Raw genomic sequence first — 16,237 nt, forward strand, 5'->3', positions numbered from 1 at the left:
TTGTCGTGGCTACCCTCTTCGCCTTGCCGCGGCGGCATCCACCACGCTCTCCACCTCCTCGCGCCACGACAGAATCTCCATCGCGAGCACGGGGTGGTTGAAGCCCTTGAGCACGAGATCGTCGAGCGCGCGGGCTTCGACCCAGGGCTCGACCATGCCGTAGACGCGGCGGCTGACGACGACCTGGCCGGCCTTGGCTTCGTCGCAGAGGCGGGAGGAGAGATTGGTGACGCTGCCGATCGCGGCATATTCCAGCCGCTGCTCGAAGCCGATCTGGCCGAGCGTGGCGTAGCCCATGGCGACGCCGACGCCGAAGCCGAGCGAGTGGCCGCGGTTCTTCCATTTCTCGGTCAGCTTGCCGATCGTGTCGCGCATCTCGACCGCCATCTTCACGGCGCGCTTGGTATGGTCGGCGAACTGAATCGGCGCATTGAACAGGATCATCACGCCGTCGCCGGCAAAGCGGTCGAGCGTGCCTTCATAGCGGTGGATCAGCTCGCCCAGCGCGGCGTGGTATTCGCGCAGCACGTTCATCGCCTCTTCCGGCTCGGTCGCCTCGGTGAACGAGGTGAAGCCGCGCAAATCGCAGAACACGACGGTGACCTCGCGGCGATGGCTGTCGAGCAGCGCATCGTGGCCGTCGGACGAGGCGATCAGTTGCGCGACTTGCGGCGCGAGGAAACGTTCGAGCCGCTTGATGCGGCCGATCTCCCCCAACTGCTTCTCGACCCGCTCTTCCAGGGAGCGATTCCAGTTGCGCAGCTGCTCGGTCTGCTCCTGGAGCTTTGCGGCCTGCTGCTGCACGGTTTCGTGCGCAGCCGCGAGTTCGCGGCCCTTGTGGTCGACCTCGGTGAACAGCCGCGCATTGCGCATCGCCAGCACGGCCTGGTTGGCGAACGTGCGCATCAGGCCGATGATGCTGGCGGCGAACTCGCCGCTGGCGCGGCGCAGCACCACCAGCGAGCCGAGCGTGCCCTGCTGGTCGACCAGCGGCACCACCAGCACCGAATGGAAGCCGGCTTCGATCGCGACGTCGCGCAGCGGCTGCTCGGAGGCCTGGTCGAGATCGGGTAGCGCGATCGGTTCGCCGCTCCCGGCCGCATCGCTCAGGATATCCTGGCCTTCGTCGATCGTGACATGGGCGCCGTCGGCGGATTTGTCGATGCCGTTGGCCTCGACCAGATTGAAGCGGCGCGCCTGCGCGTCATAGCCGTAGATCAGCACCGCGTCGGCATGGGTGATCTCGATCGCGCGCGCGGCGATCGTCGGCAGCACGGCGTTGAGATCGAGCGAGGCTGCGACCGCGCGGCCGACCTCTTCCAGCACCTTGAGCTCGTTGATCGACTGCGCGAGATCGCGGGTGCGCTCCTCGACCTTGGTCTCCAAGTCCGAATAGGTCTCCTGGATCTGGTCGGCCATGCGGTTGAACTGGCCGGCGAGATCTTCCAGCTCGTCCGCGGTGTGCACCTCGATGCGATGGCTGAAATCGCCCTCGCCGAGCTTGTGCGCGCCGTCGCGTAGCGCCGTGATCGGGATGATCATGCGGCGCGCCAGAAGCGTGCCGGCAAGGATTGCGACCAGCAGGCCCATGCCGATCAAAAGCGCAATGCGCACCAGCTGGTCGCGGATCGGCATCAAGGCCTGCGTGGCCGGCTGCTCGAACATCACGCTCCAGCCGAGCTTCGGCACGGTGCTCGCGGCGCTCATCACCGCATGGCCGTTGAAGTCGGTGCCCGAATTGTCGGGCTCGTGGCCCGGTGCGACCGCGGCCGCAACCTGCGGCAGCTTCGACAAATCCTTACCGATCTCGGGGCCTTTCGAGGACGTCGCCAGCACGCGGCCGCGCGGATCAACCACATAGGCGAAGGCGGCTTTGCCGACCTGGGCGTCGGTGAGGTACTCGGAGAGAAAGCTGAGGTCGAGCTCGGCCACGGTGACGCCGGCGTTGAAACCGGAATGCGCCACCGAGATCGACATGAACGGCGTCCGGTCGGAGAACCAGGCCGGCGCGTAGCTGACGCCGCGGGCGACGGTGTCGGTGAAGCGCATGTCGCGGGAGAGGTCGGCATTGCTGCCGGTCGTGGTCGACTGGCGCGAGACGCGCAGCACCTCGCGGCCGTCGCCGTTGAGCTGGAACAGCTGAGTGACGACCGAGACCTGGTGCAGCAGTTGGGCGTAGTCGGCGCGGCGCTTCTCGAGTGTGTCCTGGCTCGCCCGGGTTACCCAGCTGATCTGGCGCTCGAGCTCCGAGATCGACTGCTCGATCCGCCGCGCGGCAGCCTGCGCCTTGTCCTCGAGACCGTCGGTCAGCTGTGTCTTGGTGGCGCGGTAGGAGATCCAGCTCTCCATCGCGCCGTTGACGGCGAGCACGAACACGACGAGGCCGACGAGAGAGACGACGTATTTGGCGAACAGACCCTCGCGCAGAAACCGTGTCTTGTCGTTCGCTCCTGCCATCCCGATCCTCTCGCGCCGCCATCGGCGCCGGCGCTACGGGCCGCACGGACCCTGCGAGCCTTCTAGCACAATTTGGTCCCAGGGGACTGTGAAGGGACTGGTCAACGGACGGCCGAGCACCCGGCGTGGTTACCGGCCTCGGTTACTCCCTTGGATGCTGGCAGGCGGAAGCATGGTGAATTGTCGCAGTCTCATCCGTTTGGAGGAAGCCGCGGCCGGGGACGCCGATGTAAGGGGATCGCCTTGGCAAGGGAGGGCTGGAGTCCAGCGCTTTGGTCCTGCAATCACCGATTAAAGAGCTGCCGCAGCACGTCGTTCATCGGCTGGCTGTCCTGCTGCGCCGCCGGCGGGTCCTCCAGGGCGGGGGACGCCGGCGAGGCTTGCGGCATCAGTGCGGATGGCGCTGCAGGCAGGCTGCGGCTGCGGCCGGTGGCAGTCCCGGTCCCGGTGCCGTTTCCCGCGCCACCGGAAAGTCCCTGCTGGATCAGATTGCCGAGCGCCTCCCCCAGGGGGCCGCCGAGCAAATTGTTCTGTCCGGCGGGCTGCTGGCTTTGCGGATTGGCAGTGCCGGCGGCATTACCGCCACCCGGCGCGGTGGCTCCCCCGAGACCAAGGCTGCCCAAAATATTGCCGAGCCCGGCCCCATCAGCGCCGAACAGCCCCTTGCCCATCTCGCGCAGCTTGGCATAGGCGGCGTCCGGATTGTCCAGCATGCCGGCCATGTCGGGATAGATCCGCGGCTGCGACCAGGTGCCCTGGATCATCACGGGAATGCCGAAGCCGACCGGCTCGGCGGCGCGGCCCTGGCCTTCGGTCGTCATCACCAGTTTCGGCTCGACGCGAAAGCCCATCATCTTGGTGTCGAGTGCGATCGTGCCGGCACCGGTCACGCGGACGAGCGGTCCGGTCAAGTTGAGATCGGTGGTCACCGCCTGGCCCTTGTCGATCCGGAACGACGCCGAGAGCTGCGACAAATCCGTGCTCTGCTCCCGACCGTTGTCCTGATTTGCTTGCCAACCGGCCAACGTGCCCGAGGTCAGCGAGCGGATCATCTGCGCGACGTTGATGCCGCGAATGGCGCCGTCCTGGAAATTGACGAAGGCCGTGCCCTGCATGTTCGCCATCAGCGCGCGCTGGCTGGTGCCGGCGCTGCGCAGCGCGAGCTTGGCCTGCAGCTTGCCGTCGATCCGGTCGAATTCGGCGAGGCCCTGCAGCAGCGGCAGCGCGCGCACGCCGGCGAGGTCGGAATGCATGGCAAAGCTCGGCGCGCCGCTGGTCGCATCCAGGATCAATTCGCCCGTAACCTGGCCGCCATAGGCGCCGAGATTGGCGGTGCCGGCCTTCAGCACGCCGCCGGCGAGTTTTGCATCGACCGCCAGCGGCGCGAGGCGTGCCTCGCCGATCACCGCCTCATGCGCGGAGATCCTGATCTGCGCATCGACATAGTTGAGCCCGGAGACGTCGATCGGCGCATCGCTCCAGGGCTGCCCGGACGCGCCTTCTGGCGATTTCGCCAGCGGGATCGCGAGCCGCTGGAAGTCGAGATCGAGCTTGACCAGAGGCTTGCTCGCGATATCGACCGAGGCCCAGCCATTGAACGCGCCATCGCCGAGCGTGCCATTCAGGCCGTTGATCATCACGACATCGCCGCTCAGCCGCACCTCGGCATGGCCCGCGAGCCGGGACTTCAGCACGTCCGGCATGTCGATGGCGAAATCCACCGGAATGGTCGGTCGGTCGGCCGGCGGCGCTGGCGTGGTCGCCTTGATGTCGAATTTGGTCGGATGCTCGCCGACCCGTGCGGTGCCGGTGATGTTGATCTTGCGGTCGCGGCCGACGATCGCATCGGCATTGACGGCGCTGATTCGGCTCTCGACGCGATCGCGCACGCGCGCGAATGCGATCTCGCCATCGGTGACCTTGATGCGATCGATGGCGGCGCCGTCGAGATCGAGCGCGACCGGCTTCGACGTGCCGCCGGCATTCGGCAGGCGCTCACGCAGCAGCGGCTGGTAGAGCACGGGATGGGTGACGACGAGCTCGCTGATCTTCGGGCGGCCCGACCAGACGCTTGAGAGCGACATGTCGGCCTGCACGCTGTCGATGGACAGGCGCGTGATGCCGCTGCGGTCCTTGGGGTCGGCAAGCGTGAGGTCGTTCAGCGTCACGTTCAGCGTCGGCCACAAACTGATTCTGGTGGTGCCGTCGACCGACAGGCGATAGCCGGTCGCGCTCTCGACACGCGAGGCAATCGTCGAACTCAGGAAGCCCAAGGGGATCCCGACCACCAGCAGGAGTGCGATCACGATGACGATTGCGGCCACCGCCGCGCCGGCGAATTTCACGGCTCTCATATCGACTTTCCAGCGGCGGACGATCGGCGTCGAATCCGGCACATGACCGTCATTTGCACCCGTCCTTGGCTCCTGAGTTTATCCCGGGACGGGAAGCGGCTCCAAGCACGTAAAAATAGTCTGGGGGTGCTGCAAAGTTATGTGACTTATGGCACACTTCCCGGGCGCGGTTTTACGCGATCTTGATGTTGATGGTTCCAAGCGATTTGCCAACGAAATTCACAAGGATATTGAAATGAGCAAGCAGGCCGAATTTGCGGTCATCCTCAAGATGAATGCGATGTTCGCCGATCTCGGCGCAGACGAACTCCAGCGGCTGGCGAATCTCTGCCACACCCAGCATCTGGGGAATGGCGAGGTGCTGTTCCAGAAGGGCGACCCAGGCGATGCGCTGTTCGGCGTGCGCCGAGGCCAGGTCCGTATCGAGACCGGCGCCTCCGACGGCAGCCGCCTGACGCTGAACTTCATGGGGCCCGGCGACCTGTTCGGCGAGGTTGCGGTGCTGGATGGCCAGAGCCGCACTGCGGACGCCACCGCGGGCGAAGCCAGCGAGCTGTTCGTGCTGCGGCGCGAAGACTTTCTCGCCTTCCTCGAACGCGAGCCGAAAGTCGGGATCAAGATCATCGCGCTGCTCTGCCAGCGCATCCGCTGGCAGAGCGAGCGCATGGAAGAGTCCATGCTCCAGCCGCTGCCGGTTCGCCTCGCGCGGCGCCTCTGCGCGCTCGCCGCCGATTTCGGCTCGGAGGTGCACATCTCGCAGGAGCAACTCGGCGTCTTCGTCGGCGCCGCCCGCGAGAGCGTCAACCGCCAGCTTCAGGCCTGGCGCAAGGAAGCGATCCTCGATCTCCAGCGCGGCCGCATCCTGCTGCGGAACATGACCAAGCTGACGGCGATCGCGCGCAACGAGTAGGGGGGCCGTTAGGCTGGGTCGCTACAATCGGGGCGAAGGAGTTCGTCAGAAGAGTCCCAACTCGCGACCCACGCTTTAACGACCTTGATCGGCACAGCACGACCGGTACGTCTGAATGCCTGGTAGCGAAGACGATCCTCCGCTATGTCGGGTTCTCGGATGGCGCTCGCTGAACTGCCTCGTGTGCTTGACGCTGGTGCCACATCTACTCCGCCGCAGGGTGCACGATATTCTTCGGCCGCGGCATCGCTTCGGCCGGCGCAGCTCCGTGATGACTTGCGCCCTCCGCATCTTCGCTGTGCACGACCAGCCGCTTGGCGAAGCGCCAGATCAGGGCGCCGAGATCGTCCATCACCATGAACATCGCGGGCACGAACACCAGCGACAGGATGGTCGAGAAGATTAGGCCACCGATCACCGCGAGCGCCATCGGCGAGCGGAACTCGCCGCCCGCGCCGACCGCGAGCGCGCTGGGCATCATGCCCGCGGCCATCGCGATCGTGGTCATCACGATCGGGCGAGCGCGTTTCATGCCTGCGTCGATCATGGCTTCTTCGCGCGGTGTGCCGGCGTGAATGGATTCGATGGCGAATTCCACCAGCATGATCGCGTTCTTGGTGACGATGCCCATCAGCATCAGGATGCCGATCCACACTGGAGTCGTGAGCTGCTTGCCGGTGATCAGCAGGGCCGCGATCGCGCCGCCGATCGAGAGCGGAAGCGAGAACAGGATGGTGATCGGCTGCAGGAAAGTGCCGAACAGCAGCACCAGCACGGCGTAGACCATCATCAGGCCCGCCGTGATCGCGGTGGCAAAGCCTTCGGACAGTTCGTTCAGGCTTTCGGCGTCGCCGGAGGGGGAGACCTTCACGCCCTTCGGTCGGCTCTTCATGACCGGCAGATCGTAGATCTTCTTGGTGGCGTCGCCGAGCGCGGCGGAGCCGACGAGATCGGCCGCGACGGTCGCCTGTCGCTCGCGATCGTAACGGTTGATGCTGGTCGGACCCTGGTCGAGCTTGACGTCGGCGATGACGGACAGCGGCACGCCGCCCTTCTCGCCGTGCTCGCCGAGCGGCACGCGCAACTGTTCGAGCGTCTTCAGATTGCCGCGCGCGGCATCCTCGAGCTGCACTCGGATCGGCACCAGACGGTCGCCAACGTCGAACTTGGCAAGCGCGGGGCCGACGTCGCCGATGGTGGCGACGCGGATGGTCTGCGATAGGCTTTCGGTTGAGACGCCGAGCCGTGCGGCGAGATCGGCGCGCGGTTCGACGCGCAGCTCGGGCCGCTCCAGCGTGGTTTCCGAGATCACGTTGGAGATGGTGGGAATCCGCTTCATCTGCGTCGCGAGTTCGCTGGCGACGTTGTTGACGATGTTGGCGTCTGCGCCGGTCACGACCAGCGAGATGGCGCGCAGGCCGTTCTCGTCGAGGAACCAGAAGCGGATGTCTGGAATGTTCTCCAGCTCCTGGCTGATCGAGAATTCGAGCTCGCGCTGGGTGATGTCGCGGCTGTCCTTGGGCGTGTAATTGATGATCAAGGCGGCGCGCCGGACTTCCTGGGTCCCCGGTGGAACGCGGCCGCCGTCGACGAAGATGCTCTTCACCTCGGGCCGCTTGCGCAGGCGCGCCACGATGTCTTCGGTGACTTTTTCGGTGTAGGCGAGCTGCGTGCCCGGCGGCAGCTCGAGCGCAACCAACGAGCGCGAGCTGTCCTGCGCCGGCAGGAAACCCTGCGGCAGCAGCGTAATGCTCCAGATCGAGGCGGCGAAGACGCCGAAGCCGACCAGCACCGTAATGAAATAGTGCTTCACCGACCAGGCCACGAGCCTGTGATAGGACCGCAGCACGCGGCCGGGCGGCGGCTCTTGGTGATTGCTATGTTTGAGGAAGTAGGCGGCGAGCACCGGCGTGACGAAGCGCGCCGCGAGCAGCGAGAAGAACACCTGTACCGAGACGGTGATGCCGAACTGCTTGAAGAACTGTCCGGCGATGCCCGACATGAAGCTCGCGGGCGCGAAGATTGCGATGATCGTCAGCGAGATCGCGATCACCGCGAGGCCGATCTCGTCGGCGGCTTCCAGGGCGGCACGATAGGGCGACTTGCCCATGTTCATGTGCCTGACGATGTTCTCGATCTCGACGATGGCGTCGTCGACCAGAATACCCGTCGACAGCGTGATGGCGAGGAAGCTGACGAGGTTGAGCGAGAAGCCGAGCAGGTCCATCGCCCAGAATGCCGGGAAGATCGACAACGGCAGCGAGATCGCGGCGATGATGGTGGCGCGCAGGTCGCGCAGGAACAACAGCACGATGACGACGGCGAGGATGGCGCCTTCGAACAGGGTCGAGATCGCCGCGTGGTAATTGCCATTGGTATATTCGACCGAGGTGTCGATCACCTTCAGGTCGACGTCGGGATAAGTGGCCTTGAGCGTGTCGATGCGCTTCTGCACGGCCTCGGCGACCTTCACGTCGCTGGCACCCTTGGAGCGCTTGATGCCGAGCGCGACGATCGGCTCGCCGTTGAAGCGGGCGAAGGTACGGCGGTCTGCGATGGTGTCGGTGACGGTGCCGAGATCGTCGAGCCGGACCTCGCCGCCGCCGAACAGCGGAATCATGGTGCCGGCGAGATCGCTCAGCGTCTTGGCGCCGGCGAGGGTGCGGATCGCCTGGTCGTTCTTGCCGATCTCGGCGCGGCCGCCGGCGACGTCGACATTGGTGCCGCGCAGGCTCTGGCTGACGTTGACGGCCGTCAGCCCCATCGACTGCAGGCGGTCGGGATCGAGCGAGACCAGGATCTCGCGCTCGACACCGCCGATGCGCTCGACCTGGGCGACGCCGCGCACGCCTTGCAGCGCGCGCTTGACCACGTCGTCGACGAAATAGGAGAGCTGCTCCGGCGTCTTGCCGGGCGAGATCGCGGCATAGGTGACGATCGGCAGGCCGATGACATCGACGCGCTGGATCAGCGGCTCGGTGACGTTCTGCGGCAGGTTCGAGCGCACGCGCGTCACCGCGTCCTTGACGTCGTTGAGCGCGCGGTCGGTGTTGGTTTCCAGCGCGAACTGGATTGTCGTCACCGACAGGCCGTCGGTGATCTGCGAGGTGATGTGCCTGACCCCTTCGACACCGGAGACGGCGTCTTCAACCGTCTTGGTGACCTGGGATTCGAGCTCGGCGGGTGCCGCGCCGAACTGCGATACCGCGACCGAGATCACGGGAATGTCGGCCGAGGGTAGCCGCGTCACCGCGAGCTTGGTGAAGGACACCCAGCCGAGGATCAGGAGGATGATGGAAAATACGACCGACGGCAGCGGATTGCGGATCGACCATGCCGAGATATTGAGAGCCATCAGCGTACCCGCGTGCGATCGAGTTCATCAGCGAACATGGTCTTGATCTGGTCGCCGTCATGCAGCGAAGAGCCGGCGTCGGCGACGACGATCTCGCCGACATTGAGGCCTTCCAGGATTTCCGTCGCGCTGTCCGAAGACAGCCCGACCCGTACCTTGCGCGTCTCGACAATGTTGCTCTTGACGACCTGCACGGTGAGATGGTCGATCGCGGTCTTGGGAACCGCGACGCCGCAGCTTCGCTTGGCGTCGATCGAGGCGCGGGCGAACACGCCGACTTTCAGCGAGGGATTGTTGGTGACGCTGATGCGCACGCGGCCGAGCTGGGTGGCGCGATCGATTTCGGGCGCGACTAGCCTGACCCGCCCGATCAAATCGGGCGCGTCGTCGCGGCTGATGCGCACGGTCGCGCCGGAGCTGAGCTTGGCCATGTGCACCGCGGGCACCTGCGCGTCCAGCTCGATCTCGTTGTTGACGGCGATACGGAACATCGGGCCGGCCTGCGGCGAGGCCGGCGCGCCGACGATGGTGCGGACCTCGGTGACGAGGCCCGGCGCAGAGGCCTTCAGCGAGACCGGACCTTGCGGGCCGGGCCGCGGCGGCTGGCCCGGAATCTGGGGCGGTGCGGTCAGGCGCGCCAGCTCCTGATTGTCGGTGACGAGGGTGCCTTCGGTGACGAAGAGGTCGGTGACCCTGGATCCCTCCTGGTCGGCGACGACCACGGCTTCGCGGCGCGGCACGAAGAAGCCGGTCACCCGGACCAGGTCGGAGAAGCAGGCATTGGTCGACTTGGTCACGATGACCAGCGCCTCGCTCGGCGTTTCCTTGGGCTCGGCGCGGTGCCGGTGCTCGAACAGATAATAGCCGACGCCGAGCGCGACGACGAAGATCACCGTTCCGGCTGGCTTGAGATATTGGGAGAGGTTCATTGCCGGATCGTCCTGGCCTGGCTCACGGCCATCCGCGCGCGGCCCATGGAGAGCGTTTCCCTGAAATAAAGCAGCGTCCCGCAAGGCTGCGGGACGCGCACTGGAAGCGAGACTTTACACCACATCACGACTTGTCACTTCAAAGGATTACGTCGTGGTCACTTCGATGCGGTAGTCTTGTTTTCCATGTTGACGACCTGCACGCGACGATTGACTTCCGCCATCGGCTGGGCCGGGTCCTTCAGCTTGCTCTTGCCGTAGCCGACCGTGACGAGGTCGGTCGCGGAGATGCTGTATTTGTCGACCAAATAGCGCTTGATCGAATCCGCGCGGCGCTCCGACAGATCCTGATTATAGCTCTCGCTTCCGGCGGCGTCAGTATGGCCGGCGACCACGAAGGTCGAGCCTTTCAGGTCGGGGCTGGTCAGCGCGCGGCCGAGCGCCTGGACCGAGGCAAGCGATTTGGCGCTGATATTGGCCGAGTTGTAGTCGAACGTGATTTCCAGATCGATGTTCGGCTTGTCCTTGGCCGCCGACGCGATTTCTTCACGCTCGGTCGACGACAGCGACCGTGTCGAGCGGCCGCGCACGGACTGGATCAGCTTGGTCTCCGTGGCACTCGGTGCGGGATCGGCCTGCGGAGCGATCGAGAGGCCGCGGGTCAGCGGCTTCTTCGGCGGCGGCGCCAGCGCGCGGACGATCTCGTCCTCGGTGACGTTCTTGCTGTTGCCGTCGTCGGCTGCGAATGCCAGCGGGATCGTCAGCGACAGCGCGGCGCCGACGGTGATGATGGACAGGATTGCGGTAAGTCCCTTTGCAGCCAATCTCATAGCCAGTCCCTCCTGCGCAGCCAGCTGGTGCGGTTCGAAAATCCTGCAATAAGCCCCCGAAAGGACGGCCTGCGGCATCCGTTCGATTAGTCTTCGCCGGGCCGTCGCGGGTTCGAGGCACATCGGCCCCGATTCAAAAAAATATCAACGCACTCCGTAGCTTGCGAATTCCTGAACAATGTTCGGGTCCATCGCCTTGGCATTGGCGATGTCGAGCGCGCCCTCTTGGGCCGAGCCGTTGCGCTGCTTGGCGATCCCGCGTCCGAACAGCGAGGAGGTCAAGCGCGGATTGATCCTCAGGGCGGCCTCGAAATCGGCGATGGCGTTCTTGACCGCCCCCGATTTCAGATTGACGAGCCCCCGGCTGTCCAGCGCGTCGACGAAGTTCGGTCGCAGCCGCAGGGCCTCGTTGCAATCCTTCAGCGCGCCCTGGAGGTCGCCGACCACGGTGCGGGTCCAGCAGCGATTGTTCAGCGCCTCGACGTCCTTCGGGTTGATCCGGAGCGTCTCGTCAAAATCCTTGATGGCCAGGCTGTAGGCGCCCTTGCTGGCATAGACCTGACCGCGCCGGTAAAGCGCGTTCACGTCATCCGGATTGGCCGCGATCTTGGCGGTCAGCCCCTTGATGGTGGGGTCCTCGGCCAGGGCGGCCGCACTCGGCCCGCTCTCCATGGTCGGAGCGGTGGCGGGATCGGCCGGAATCACAGGCGGAGGCGGCGGCGGTGCCGGCGGCAAGGCAGCCTCGACCTGCGGCTTCGGTGACGGAGCGGGCGCAGCCACCGTCTCGGCCGGTTTCGGCGGCGGAGGCGGTGAAGGTGCGGGTGGAGTCGGCGGCGGGTTGTTGGCGACGACCGGCGGCGGGGGAGGCGCAGGTGGCGGCGTGGTGGTCGGGCGCGACCCGCCGGCCCCTGGAATGAAGGAGAAATCCTCGGCCAGCGACGAGGATATCCACGGCACCTGCTCGCCCCGGGAGGCGCGGGTGACGCCCATCTTGGTGCGGTTCAGCGTCTCCTCGGCCATCAGGTCGGGGACGCGGATTTCCTTGAGGAGTTCCTGGACGAACAGGCTGTGCTCGCCGCCGGCGTCCGAGACCACCGAGGCCAGTGCCGCCGAATACATCACCAGCGTGCCGTTCGGCGCGATGACGGGCGTGAGGCCGGCCGAGAAGCTGCGGAACCGGCGCTCGAACGGGTTGCGCCTGGAGGCATCGACCAGCGCGATCTTGACGCCGGCGCCGCGGGTGTTGAGCTCGCCGAGCACGGTTTCGAGGCTGATGCCGTCGCGCCGCACGTCGGATTCGGTCCAGATCTGCGCATCGATCGGCAGCAAATAGCTCTGCCGCGCGGACTGGATGCCGAAGCCGCTGAAGAACACCAGTGCCACCGACCCCGGCTTGATCTTGCCGTAGAGCTTGTCGAAGGCGCGGCGCATGCCGTCGCCGGTCAGGTTCTCACCGATCTCGACGGAAAAGCCGTCGCGCTTGAGCTCGTCGGCGACGTCGCGCGCGTCGTTGAGCGGTTCCTTCAGGGGAGCGTCGGCGTCCGGATATTTGGCATTGCCGATGACCAGCGCAAAGCGATCGCCGGCCGCAAGTGACGGAGCGGTCGGGATGAGCGACACGAGCAAGGATAGAACGAAAAGCAGGCGAATTTTCATAATTAGCGCGATCCAGCCAAAAAGGCGCCGTTTCCAGCTTGCGCCGCGGCGACCTTAACTTACGCAATGTGCATTATCAAACCGGGGGAGGGGGGCGTCAACCGCTTGCGGATTCGGCGCTATCGCGACAATTGACCGCGACGCATGGGCATGTTGCGGGGGAATAAACGGGCGGTCATGATCGCACGCGATGCATTCTGGTTGTCATGCTGGTTGTCATTGCGGCTGCAAATTAGGGCAGCCATGGCGACAACAATGTGATTGGTCTCACATTGCGGACGGGCCTCCTTCAACCTGCGGTGTTTGACCTTTGCGGTGGACGATGGCTTGGTGCGGTCGATCGCCGCTGAAGGTGCACCCACAAAAAGAGCAAGATCAAAACCATGGGAAACGCCTACGAAATCTACGCACTGCGCTATGCGACGATGTCGCCGCGCACGCCCCACATGAACTTCCTCGCGCCCGACCCGCATGACAGCGCGGCGCAGGATCTCGACTATTTCGTCTGGCTGATCCGCGGCAACGGCCGCGACATCCTGGTCGATACCGGCTTCAATGCCGAGGAAGCGTCCGCGCGGGCGCGCAAGCTGACGCTCAATCCGGTCGACGCGCTGGAGCGCTTTGGTGTCGCGGCAGCGAGCATTCGCGACATCATCGTGACGCATCTGCATTACGACCATGCCGGCAATCTCGACCGCTTCCCGAACGCCCGCTTCCATCTCCAGGAGCGCGAGATGGCCTACGCGACGGGGCGCTGCATGTGCAACGGACTGCTGCGACATCCGTTCTCGGTCGAGCACGTCACCCAGATGGTCCGCCATGTCTATGGCGAGCGCGTCAATTTCTATTCCGGCGACGGCGAGGTCGCGCCCGGCGTCACCTTGCACCGCGTCGGCGGCCATTCGGATGGCTTGCAGGTGGTCAGAGTCGAGACCGCGCGCGGACCGGTGGTGCTGGCGTCCGATGCCGCGCATTATTACGCCAATCTCCAGCGCAGAAGCCCATTCCCGATCGTCTACAATGTCGGCGACATGACGGTTGGCTGGGAGACCATCGAGCGCCTCGCCGGCCATCCTGACCGGTTCATTCCCGGCCATGATCCGATCGTGACGGAGATCTATCCGCGCGCCAGCGACAAGGTCGATGTCTGGGCGCTGCATTTGCCGCCGTCGCGATCATTTGCGAAGTGATCAATACGCCTGCTTGGCGTCGGCCTCTTCGCTGGTCTGGATCAAATCGAGGCTCTGTTCGATCTTGCCGAGCAGCGTCGATAGCTGTTTGCGCTCCTGCGCGGTGAGGCAGGCGAGGATCTCGTCTTCCCGCCGCAGCAATTGCGGAAACAGCTCCTCGTAGAGCGTGCGGCCTTTCCTGGTCAGTCGGAGGCGGAATTCGCGACGGTCGGCTTCGTTCTCGACGCGCTCGATCAAACCCTGGTGCAGCAACATGGTCACCGCGCGGCTGATCGTGGATTTGTGCGTGCGGGTGCATTGCGCGACGTACTGCGCGCTGCAGGCATCGTTGCGGAAGCCGAGCGTCGCGATCACGCGCCATGCGGGGATGTCGAGGCCGTGACGCTCCTGATATTCGACGGCGAGTGCGGAACTCACCTCCGCGGCGAGCCGGTTGAGGCGGAACGGCACGAACCTGAACAGGTCGAGCCGTGTTTTTGGCCGCGGTGAAGCCTCATCGGCCTCGCGTGTCTTCAGCGCGATGTCGCTGGATGTCCTCGCCAAGGAGAGCGCTCCGAATTCCAGTTGACGGCCGGCCGGCTCCGGTCCAAAATAGTTGCACGTGAGACTATTAGCAGATCAGGCCTCTCCTGACCAGAGCCGAGGTTAGCGCATGGCGACGGCCAATACGCATCAGGCCAAAACCCAGTTCGGCTATCGCCGCCACCCCGATCAGGATCGTCCCGGCCAGAGCGCGGCCGAGCATCCCGTGGTGATCGTGGGCGCTGGCCCGGTCGGGCTGTCGCTTGCGATCGACCTTGCCCAACGCGGCCAGCGCGTCGTTCTTCTGGATGACGCCGACCGCATCGGAGAGGGCTCCCGCGCGATCTGCTTCTCGAAACGCTCGCTGGAATATTGGGACCGGCTCGGCGTCGGCGACCGCATGGTCGACAAGGGCGTGGTCTGGAGCGTCGGCCGCATCTTCCACGGCGAGCAGCAGCTCTACCAGTTCAATCTACTGCCGGAGGACGGTCACAAGCGGCCGGCCTTCATCAATCTCCAGCAATATTACGCCGAAGCCTATCTGGTCGACCGCATCAGCGAGCTGCCCGAGATCAATTTGCGCTGGCGCAACAAGGTGACGGCGCTGGAGAGCCGCAACGATTCCGTCGCGCTGACGATCGAGACGCCGGAGGGCGCCTATCGCCTGCACGCGCAATATGTCGTCGCCTGCGACGGCGCGCGCTCGTCGCTGCGGCAGATGGTGGGCGCGGACTTCGCCGGACAGGTGTTCGAGGACCAGTTCCTGATCGCCGACGTCAAGATGACCGCGGAATTCCCGACCGAGCGCTGGTTCTGGTTCGATCCGCCGTTTCATGCGGGACGTTCGGCGCTGCTGCACCGACAGCCCGACGATGTCTGGCGCATCGACCTTCAGCTCAATCGCTATGCCGACCCCATCGTCGAGAAGAAGCCCGAGAACGTGCGGCCGCGGATTGCGCGCATGCTCGGCCACGACAAGTTCGAGTTCGAGTGGATCTCGCTTTACAAATTCCAGTGCCGGCGGATGGATCGCTTCGTCCATGGCCGCGTGATCTTTGCAGGCGATTCCGCGCACCAGGTCTCGCCCTTCGGCGCGCGCGGCGCCAATTCGGGACTCGAGGACGCCGAGAATCTCTCCTGGAAGCTCGACCGCGTGCTGCGCGGCGCCTCACCCGCGAGCCTGCTCGAGAGCTATCACGTCGAGCGCAGTCTGGCGGCCGACGAGAACATCCGCGAATCCACCCGCTCGACCGATTTCATGGCGCCGAACTCGCATCAGGAAGCGCGGCTGCGCAAGGCGGTGCTGTCGCTGGCCAAGGAAACGGAATTCGGCAAGCGCATGGTCAATGGCGGGCGGCTCTCGGTGCCGTGCAGCTATGACTCGCCGCTGTCATCGCCGGATGCGGATGCGTGGCGCGGTGGCCCGCTCCCGGGTTGTTCGATGCTCGATGCTCCCGTTACGACGCGCGCGGGCGAGCAAGCCTATTTGACGGATGCATTCCGCAAGGGTGGAACAGACTTCACCTTGCTGTCGTTCGGCAACGGCGCGGCGATCGATGCGCCTGTTGGTGTGAAGGACATCTGCATCGGCGGTGAGGACGGGCTCGCAGATCCGGCAGGGCTCACTGCAAAGCGCTATGATGCGGAACCAGGCTCAGCCTACCTATTAAGGCCGGACGGTTATGTTGCGGCGCGCTTCCGCCACCCCACGCGCGCTGGCGTCGCGGCAGCGCTGTCACGGGCGCAGGGCTTGAATCAAGAATTTGCTTGAATTGAGGACTCGCATGCCGCTCTCCACCAGCTCCAACTTCGCGCGACCCGACGACGCCTTTCGCGCCATTGTGGAGGCGCATCGTGGCTTCACCGACGAGCAGAGCGCGGACTTCGACGCGGCGTTGGTGCTGATCCTCGCCAACCATATCGGCGATATCATCGTGCTGCGGGAGGCGCTTCTCCTCGCCAAGCGGCGCATGATCGACGGCCAGCAGCAGCAACAGCAACAACAATAGCCCCCAAAGACTTGAAGGATGAAAT

Annotated in this window: 11 protein-coding genes; 4 read left to right on the top strand and 7 right to left on the bottom strand. The window is 65.1% G+C overall.

Annotated elements, in window-relative coordinates; genetic code table 11:
• Positions 1–9: 9 nt before the first annotated feature.
• Together RX329_RS02355 and RX329_RS02360 are read right to left on the bottom strand one after the other, a co-directional pair.
• Positions 10–2,457 carry an adenylate/guanylate cyclase domain-containing protein gene (locus tag RX329_RS02355; RefSeq protein WP_085358499.1) on the bottom strand — a complete coding sequence of 816 codons (2,448 nt, stop codon included), beginning with the start codon at positions 2,455–2,457 and terminating at the stop codon, positions 10–12.
• A 284-nt stretch (positions 2,458–2,741) separates the two neighbouring features.
• Positions 2,742–4,811 (bottom strand): AsmA family protein, encoded by a 2,070-nt coding sequence (locus RX329_RS02360; RefSeq protein ID WP_085358531.1) that lies wholly within the window; start codon positions 4,809–4,811, stop codon positions 2,742–2,744.
• Between the two features lie 235 nt (positions 4,812–5,046).
• Here RX329_RS02360 and RX329_RS02365 point away from each other — a divergent pair, with 235 nt between their 5' ends.
• The gene (locus RX329_RS02365; RefSeq protein WP_018456597.1) at positions 5,047–5,721 is read left to right on the top strand and encodes a Crp/Fnr family transcriptional regulator; all 675 of its coding nucleotides are present in this window, start codon (positions 5,047–5,049) and stop codon (positions 5,719–5,721) included.
• 205 nt (positions 5,722–5,926) lie between these two features.
• On the opposite strand, the gene RX329_RS02370 is transcribed toward RX329_RS02365, so the two are convergent.
• The 4 genes from RX329_RS02370 to RX329_RS02385 all read right to left on the bottom strand — a co-directional run bounded on the left by RX329_RS02370 (position 5,927) and on the right by RX329_RS02385 (position 12,491).
• The gene (locus RX329_RS02370; protein ID WP_085348880.1) at positions 5,927–9,076 is read right to left on the bottom strand and encodes an efflux RND transporter permease subunit; all 3,150 of its coding nucleotides are present in this window, start codon (positions 9,074–9,076) and stop codon (positions 5,927–5,929) included.
• Positions 9,076–10,005: an efflux RND transporter periplasmic adaptor subunit gene (locus tag RX329_RS02375; RefSeq protein ID WP_018456595.1), complete on the bottom strand. Its 930-nt coding sequence runs from the start codon at positions 10,003–10,005 to the stop codon at positions 9,076–9,078. Before RX329_RS02375 ends, RX329_RS02370 begins: the two co-directional genes overlap by 1 nt.
• A 158-nt stretch (positions 10,006–10,163) precedes the next feature.
• Positions 10,164–10,835 (bottom strand): OmpA family protein, encoded by a 672-nt coding sequence (locus RX329_RS02380; protein ID WP_026233202.1) that lies wholly within the window; start codon positions 10,833–10,835, stop codon positions 10,164–10,166.
• Positions 10,836–10,979: 144 nt separating this feature from the next.
• Positions 10,980–12,491, bottom strand: coding sequence for a caspase family protein (locus RX329_RS02385; protein ID WP_018456593.1), 1,512 nt, complete (start codon positions 12,489–12,491; stop codon positions 10,980–10,982).
• 383 nt (positions 12,492–12,874) lie between these two features.
• Between RX329_RS02385 and RX329_RS02390 the strand changes: the two genes are divergently transcribed.
• A complete protein-coding gene (locus RX329_RS02390) occupies positions 12,875–13,681 on the top strand; it encodes an N-acyl homoserine lactonase family protein (RefSeq protein WP_085358505.1) in 807 nt (268 codons plus the stop codon).
• Here the strand turns inward: RX329_RS02390 and RX329_RS02395 are convergent, their stop codons facing one another.
• Entirely contained in the window at positions 13,682–14,224 is a 543-nt protein-coding gene (locus RX329_RS02395; RefSeq protein WP_018456591.1) for a MarR family winged helix-turn-helix transcriptional regulator, read from the bottom strand.
• Between the two features lie 109 nt (positions 14,225–14,333).
• On the opposite strand from RX329_RS02395, the gene RX329_RS02400 reads away from it, so the two are divergent.
• Positions 14,334–15,974 carry an FAD-dependent oxidoreductase gene (locus tag RX329_RS02400; protein ID WP_085358507.1) on the top strand — a complete coding sequence of 547 codons (1,641 nt, stop codon included), beginning with the start codon at positions 14,334–14,336 and terminating at the stop codon, positions 15,972–15,974.
• A gap of 13 nt (positions 15,975–15,987) precedes the next feature.
• On the top strand, positions 15,988–16,212 hold the full coding sequence (locus tag RX329_RS02405; RefSeq protein ID WP_085358509.1) for a DUF2783 domain-containing protein: 225 nt from the start codon (positions 15,988–15,990) through the stop codon (positions 16,210–16,212).
• Positions 16,213–16,237: the final 25 nt, after the last annotated feature.

The organism is Bradyrhizobium sp. BWC-3-1 (assembly GCF_032917965.1).
GTDB lineage: Bacteria > Pseudomonadota > Alphaproteobacteria > Rhizobiales > Xanthobacteraceae > Bradyrhizobium > Bradyrhizobium canariense_D.

Bases quoted from the DNA above. Each gene is read 5' to 3' on its own strand.
- RX329_RS02380 (WP_026233202.1), bottom strand. From the start codon at position 10,835: ATGAGATTGGCTGCAAAGGGACTTACCGCAATCCTGTCCATCATCACC.
- RX329_RS02385 (WP_018456593.1), bottom strand. From the start codon at position 12,491: ATGAAAATTCGCCTGCTTTTCGTTCTATCCTTGCTCGTGTCGCTCATC.
- RX329_RS02365 (WP_018456597.1), top strand. From the start codon at position 5,047: ATGAGCAAGCAGGCCGAATTTGCGGTCATCCTCAAGATGAATGCGATG.
- RX329_RS02390 (WP_085358505.1), top strand. From the start codon at position 12,875: ATGGGAAACGCCTACGAAATCTACGCACTGCGCTATGCGACGATGTCG.
- RX329_RS02355 (WP_085358499.1), bottom strand. From the start codon at position 2,457: ATGGCAGGAGCGAACGACAAGACACGGTTTCTGCGCGAGGGTCTGTTC.
- RX329_RS02400 (WP_085358507.1), top strand. From the start codon at position 14,334: ATGGCGACGGCCAATACGCATCAGGCCAAAACCCAGTTCGGCTATCGC.
- RX329_RS02360 (WP_085358531.1), bottom strand. From the start codon at position 4,811: ATGAGAGCCGTGAAATTCGCCGGCGCGGCGGTGGCCGCAATCGTCATC.
- RX329_RS02405 (WP_085358509.1), top strand. From the start codon at position 15,988: ATGCCGCTCTCCACCAGCTCCAACTTCGCGCGACCCGACGACGCCTTT.
- RX329_RS02375 (WP_018456595.1), bottom strand. From the start codon at position 10,005: ATGAACCTCTCCCAATATCTCAAGCCAGCCGGAACGGTGATCTTCGTC.
- RX329_RS02370 (WP_085348880.1), bottom strand. From the start codon at position 9,076: ATGGCTCTCAATATCTCGGCATGGTCGATCCGCAATCCGCTGCCGTCG.